General features: G+C 56.8%; 4 protein-coding genes and 1 pseudogene. All 5 read left to right on the top strand.

Annotated features, from left to right (window positions below):
- The first annotated feature begins 112 nt into the window (after nt 1-112).
- Nucleotides 113-2,386, top strand: coding sequence for a CRISPR-associated helicase Cas3' (gene cas3, locus Q0562_RS11335; protein ID WP_298644460.1), 2,274 nt, complete (start codon nt 113-115; stop codon nt 2,384-2,386).
- An 86-nt stretch (nt 2,387-2,472) separates the two neighbouring features.
- Nucleotides 2,473-2,701: pseudogene (locus Q0562_RS11330) on the top strand (DUF2188 domain-containing protein).
- Between the two features lie 241 nt (nt 2,702-2,942).
- Nucleotides 2,943-3,617, top strand: a complete 675-nt coding sequence (gene cas5c, locus Q0562_RS11325) for a type I-C CRISPR-associated protein Cas5c (protein WP_298644457.1) — start codon at nt 2,943-2,945, stop codon at nt 3,615-3,617.
- Nucleotides 3,614-5,398 (top strand): type I-C CRISPR-associated protein Cas8c/Csd1, encoded by a 1,785-nt coding sequence (gene cas8c / locus Q0562_RS11320; protein WP_298644455.1) that lies wholly within the window; start codon nt 3,614-3,616, stop codon nt 5,396-5,398. The genes cas5c and cas8c overlap by 4 nt, the downstream gene beginning before the upstream one ends.
- Nucleotides 5,399-5,409: 11 nt before the next feature.
- On the top strand, nt 5,410-5,584 hold a 175-nt coding region (locus Q0562_RS11315), incomplete at its 3' end, for a type I CRISPR-associated protein Cas7 (RefSeq protein WP_298644462.1).

Here is a 5,584-nt window from a genome sequence, read left to right as displayed (position 1 = left end):
TTCACGCTACTTTATTTGCTTATATGTATGAAATGTTAGGTGTATTAGCTATAATCCCCAAACCGTCAGCCGCCCCACGGGGCGGTTTTTCATATCCACACCGGAGAACACCATGCCCACAACCTGCTACGCCCACTCCGCCGACAACCGGCCCGAAGCCTGCTGGCAAACCCTCAGCGACCACGCGCACACCGTCGGCGACATGGCCGCCGCCTTTGCCGCCGCCTTCGGTGCGCAGGAAATCGCCCGCTACACCGGCGAACTGCACGACCTCGGCAAATACAGCCCGGACTTTCAGGCACGCTTGCGCGGCAGCGGCAAGCCCGTCGATCACGCCACCGCCGGTGCGAAAATCGCCTGTGAACGCTGGGGAAAAATCATCGGCAAAATGATGGCCTACTGCATCGCCGGCCACCATGCCGGGCTTGCCAACGGCAGCGGCGCTGGCAATAACCGCCGCAGCCTGCAAGAACGTCTGGCGCTGCAATTCGGCGCGGACATCCCGCTGCCGGATGACGTCTGGCAACAGGAAATCCGCCTGCCGCCCACCCTGGCCGCACCGCCGCTCAAACCCGACGCCCATCACCCCGGTTTTTCCCGCGCCTTCTTTATCCGCATGCTCTACTCCTGCCTGGTCGATGCCGACTACCTCGACACCGAGGCCTTTTACGCCGCCATAGAAGGCACGACGATCGAGCGCGGCGGCTATCCCGCCCTGAACGACCTGCAAACGCACTTCCGCCATTATCTTGCCAACCTCTGCGCCAGCGCCGCGCAACAAAGCGGGGTCAACCCCGCCCATGCCGCCCTGAACCGCCTGCGCCGTGAAATCCTCGACCATGCCACCGCGCAAGCGGCAGAAGCCCCCGGCCTCTTCCGCCTCACCGTGCCCACCGGTGGCGGCAAAACCTTCACCTCCATGTCCTTCGCGCTGGAACACGCGCGGCGGCACGGCCTGCGCCGCATCATCTACGTCATCCCCTTCACCAGCATCATCGAGCAAAACGCCGCCGCCTTCCGCGCAGCCTTCGCCCCGCTTGGTGCCGCCGTGCTGGAACACCACAGCACCTTCGACGACAGCAAACTGCAAAAGCAGGACCAAAGCAGCAAGGACAAACTGCGCCGCGCCTCGGAAAACTGGGATACGCCCGTGGTCGTTACCACCGCTGTGCAATTCTTTGAATCCCTCTTCGCCGACCGCTCCGCGCGCTGCCGCAAACTGCACAACATCGCCGGCAGCGTCATCATCCTCGACGAAGCGCAAATGCTGCCGCCCAACCTCCTCCTGCCCATCATGCAGGCCATCAAAGAACTGGCGCAGAACTACCGTTGCAGCGTCGTCCTGTGCACCGCCACCCAGCCCGCCGTGCAAGCGGCAGACGGCTTCTATCGCGGCTTTGAAAACATGCGCGAAATCGCCCCCGAACCGGAAGCCCTCTTCGCGCAACTGCGCCGCACCACCGTGCGGCACATCGGGCGGCAAACCGACGCCGACCTGCTCGCCAAACTCGGCGAACACCCGCAAATCCTCGTCATCGTCAACAACCGCCGTCAGGCCCGCAGCCTCTACGACGCAGCGGCGGAACAGGGGCTGGACGGCGTTTTCCACCTCAGCACCCTGATGTGCGCCGCCCACCGCCGGCAAACGCTGGAGAGCATCCGTGCCCGCCTGCGCAGCGGTTCCCCCTGCTGCGTCATCGCCACCTCGCTCATCGAAGCCGGTGTCGATGTGGATTTCCCGCTGGTGATGCGCGCCGAAGCGGGTCTGGACAGCGTCGCCCAGGCTGCCGGACGCTGCAACCGCGAAGGCAAACAGGCGGCGGAAAACAGCCCTGTGTGGATCTTCGCCCCCGAAGAAGGTTGGAAAAATCCGCCCGAACTCGCCTTTCAGGCGGAAGTGATGCGCGTCATCGCCCGCCACCACGCGGACGACCTCCTCGCCACCGCCGCCATCACCGCCTACTTCCGCGAACTCTACACCCTGAAAGGCCGTGATCTGGATAAAGAAAACATCCTGCAAAAGCACAGCAACGCCAGAACAAGCCTCGACTTCCCCTTCCAGACCATCGCCGACAAATTCCGCATGATCGAAAGCCCGATGCTGCCGCTGCTTATCCCGTTCGACAGCGAAGCGGAGAAATTGATTGACGCTCTGCGCCACGCCGACCACATCGGCGGACTGCTGCGCGCGCTGCAACCTTACACCGTGCAGATTTATGAAAAAGACCTGGCAGCACTCTACAAAGAGCGGCTGATTGAGCCGCTCAATGAGCAGATATTCGGCAAGCAGTTCTATGCCCTGAGTGGCACGCTGAATGTGTACGACGAAGCGGGATTGAGGATGAAGGATGCAGGAAAGATGCAGGCGGAAAACTGCACATGGTAAATCACATTAAATTGAAATGAAATATTGCATAAAGCCGACGGAGTGGCTAAATTATGGCTATGTTTCAACAGCGTAGGAGAAAGCGTATGACCATGAAAAACCAGCATGTGGTTCCCCGCGGATGGTTGGGCGGTAAAAGGCGAAGGCAATAGCAAAGCGACAGCCGTTTACCGGACGCAGGAAGAAGCCACCGCCCGCGCGGAAGCAATCGCCAGGCACCAAGGGTTGGACACCAAAATACACGGCAGGGATGGACGCATTCGTGCCGGCAACAGCTACGGTCATGATCCTTGCCCGCCGAAGGACAAAAAATGATGCCTTTGCTGTTTGGGGCTAACGGCGATGAAGGCTGGGGATTGAAACCAGACGGCGCAGGCGGTCTCGTCGCTGAGGATGGACGGCCGCCTTCAGGCGGCTGTGAATTGAAACTACGACAACTGCAAAGTACAGGTGATGATGCCCGGCAGCCGCCCCTAGGCGGCTGAGGATTGAAACAATTTCATGTGCTTGAAAAATCGCCCGCTGGGGCGTGAATAGATGAATACAGGAGGGTTAAATGAACCAAATCCGCTTGCACATTTGGGGCGATTACGCCTGTTTTACCCGCCCGGAGATGAAGGTGGAGCGAGTGTCTTACGATGTGATGACGCCGTCGGCGGCACGTGGGATTTTGTCGGCGGTGCACTGGAAGCCGGCCATGCGCTGGGTGGTGGACAAAATTCATGTGCTGAAGCCGATTCGTTTTGAATCGGTGCGGCGCAATGAACTGGGCGACAAGATTTCGGTGAGCAAAATCAACGGCGCGATGAAGCGTAAAAGCGTCGCCGGTTTCTATACGCTGATTGAAGAAGACCGCCAGCAGCGCGCCGCGACGGTGCTGAAAAACGTCGCCTATGTGATTGAAGCCCATATCGCGCTGACGGCGCAGGCGGGCGAGGCGGACAACATTACCAAGCATATCGAGATATTCACGCGCCGCGCGCGCAAGGGGCAATGTTTCCAGCAGCCGTGTTTGGGCGTGCGTGAATTTCCCGCTGATTTTGCCCTGCTTGACGAAAGCGAGCCGCTGCCGCCGTCCGCTTTGTCGGCAAGCGAGGCAAATCGCGATTTGGGCTGGATGCTGCACGATATCGATTTCGAGCATGGCAACACACCGCATTTCTTCCGCGCGGAAATGAAAGACGGCGTCATTCTGGTGCCGCCGTTTTATGCCGAGGAGGTGAAAGCATGATTCTTGCGTCCCTTGCCCGCTATTACGACCGTTTGGCGAAGGAAAGCGATGTGGCCGGCAACCCCAAAGTGCCGCCTTATGGCTTTAGCGAAGAGAAAATCGGCTGGATATTGGTGCTGGATAAAGAAGGGCAACTGCATAATGTGGTCTCAAATCTCAGTACGGATAAGAAACCGCAGCCGAAATTAATGATTGTGCCGCAATCTTTCAAACGTACCGGCACTACGCCAAGACCATTTTTCTTGTGGGATAAAACGGCTTATGCACTTGGCGTGGAAGCCAATAAGGATAAAGCCGAGGCAAAGAAAAAGCCGTTCATACCGGCAGAAAAAACCTTCACCGTCTTCAGGGATTATCATCTCGAATTATTGCAAGGCAGCGCGGATGAAGGCCTGCGTGCCATCTATCTTTTCTTGCGAAACTGGCAGCCTGAACATTTTGCGGAACAGCCTTTGCCGGTAGAAATGCTCGATACCAATGTCGTTTTTTCCCTGGAAGTGCCTAGCGCTTTTATTCATGAACGTGAAGCGGCGCAAACCCTGTGGCTAAACCTGTTGAGAAGTAATGAAGGCGACGAAGGCTTGTGCTTGGTCAGCGGCGAAACAGCCCCGATTGCGCGGCTGCACCCGGCCATTAAAGGCGTATTGGGTGGGCAAAGTTCCGGCGGTTCAATTGTGGCATTTAATAAGGAACATCTGGCATTTACCTCTTTTGGCAAAGAGCAAGGTGCAAATGCCCCCGTTTCTGAACAATCCGCCTTCGCCTATACCACCACGCTGAATTATCTGTTGCGCCGTGAAAATAATCATTGTTTGATCATCGGCGACGCCAGCACGGTCTTTTGGGCGGAAGCAGCTGATAGCGCCGCCGCGCAAGCCGCCGAAGATTTTTTTGCGGAAATAGCTTCACCTGATGACGACGAAGAAAGTGCCAAGGTTTTTGCCGTGCTGGAGCAAGTTGCCAAAGGGCGGCCACTACAAGAAGTGGCACCCGAACTCTCGCCGGATACCCGCTTTTATATCCTGGGTCTTGCCCCTAATGCTTCGCGGCTCTCCATCCGCTTCTGGCTGGATACCGCCTTCGGGCAGTTGGCGCAGAATCTGGCGCAGCATTGGCAGGATTTGGCTATTGAGCCTCGGCCCTGGAAAACACCACCGTCCATTTGGCGGCTGCTGCTGCAAACCGCCGCACTGGGTAAAAGTGAAAATATTTCGCCCATACTGGCAGGAGAAATGGTCCGCGCCGTTATCAACGGCACGCCGTATCCGCTGAGTTTGCTGTCGCAACTGATTGCCCGCGTCCGTGCCGACGGCGATGTGAACGGCTTGCGCGTGGCAATGATGAAAGCCGTGTTGCAGCGGCGATATAGAAAAGGTTTCATTCAAGAAGGAGTCCCCATGAGTTTACATACCGAAAGCAGAAATCCCGCCTACTTATTGGGTCGGCTATTTGCCGTATTGGAGCGCATCCAGCATCAGGCACTCGGTGAATTAAATGCCGGCATTGCCGATCGTTACTATGGCTCGGCTTCTGCCATGCCATATTTTGTTTTTCCCCGCTTATTGGCCGGCGTCAAAAATCACTTGTCGCGCCTGCGTAAAGATAAGGCCGGTATGGCAGTCAATCTGGATAAGGAGTTGGGCACAATCATTGAAAACTTGCCGGAAATCTTTCCCCGCCATTTGAGCATTGAAGAACAAGGCCGCTTTGCCATCGGCTATTACCAGCAAAAGCAAAGCTATTTCATTAAAAAAGACACTACTGAAACCATTGACAATTAAGGAGCCAGAAAATGTCTGCCATTCAAAACCGCTATGAATTTGTCTATTTCTTCGACGTAACCAACGGCAACCCCAACGGTGACCCCGATGCGGGCAATATGCCACGTCTCGATCCCGAATCCAGCAAAGGGTTGGTAACCGATGTCTGCCTGAAACGCAAAATCCGTAATTTTGTGGAAATCAGCA

It is taken from the genome of uncultured Cardiobacterium sp. (assembly GCF_938028825.1).
In the GTDB taxonomy this organism is placed as follows: Bacteria; Pseudomonadota; Gammaproteobacteria; order Cardiobacteriales; family Cardiobacteriaceae; genus Cardiobacterium.
Note: the sequence above shows the minus strand (reverse complement) of the source record. Positions and strands in the feature narration are given on the sequence as shown.

Coding starts and splice junctions, on each gene's coding strand:
- cas5c (WP_298644457.1), top strand. CDS start 2,943: ATGAACCAAATCCGCTTGCACATTTGGGGCGATTACGCCTGTTTTACC.
- cas8c (WP_298644455.1), top strand. CDS start 3,614: ATGATTCTTGCGTCCCTTGCCCGCTATTACGACCGTTTGGCGAAGGAA.
- cas3 (WP_298644460.1), top strand. CDS start 113: ATGCCCACAACCTGCTACGCCCACTCCGCCGACAACCGGCCCGAAGCC.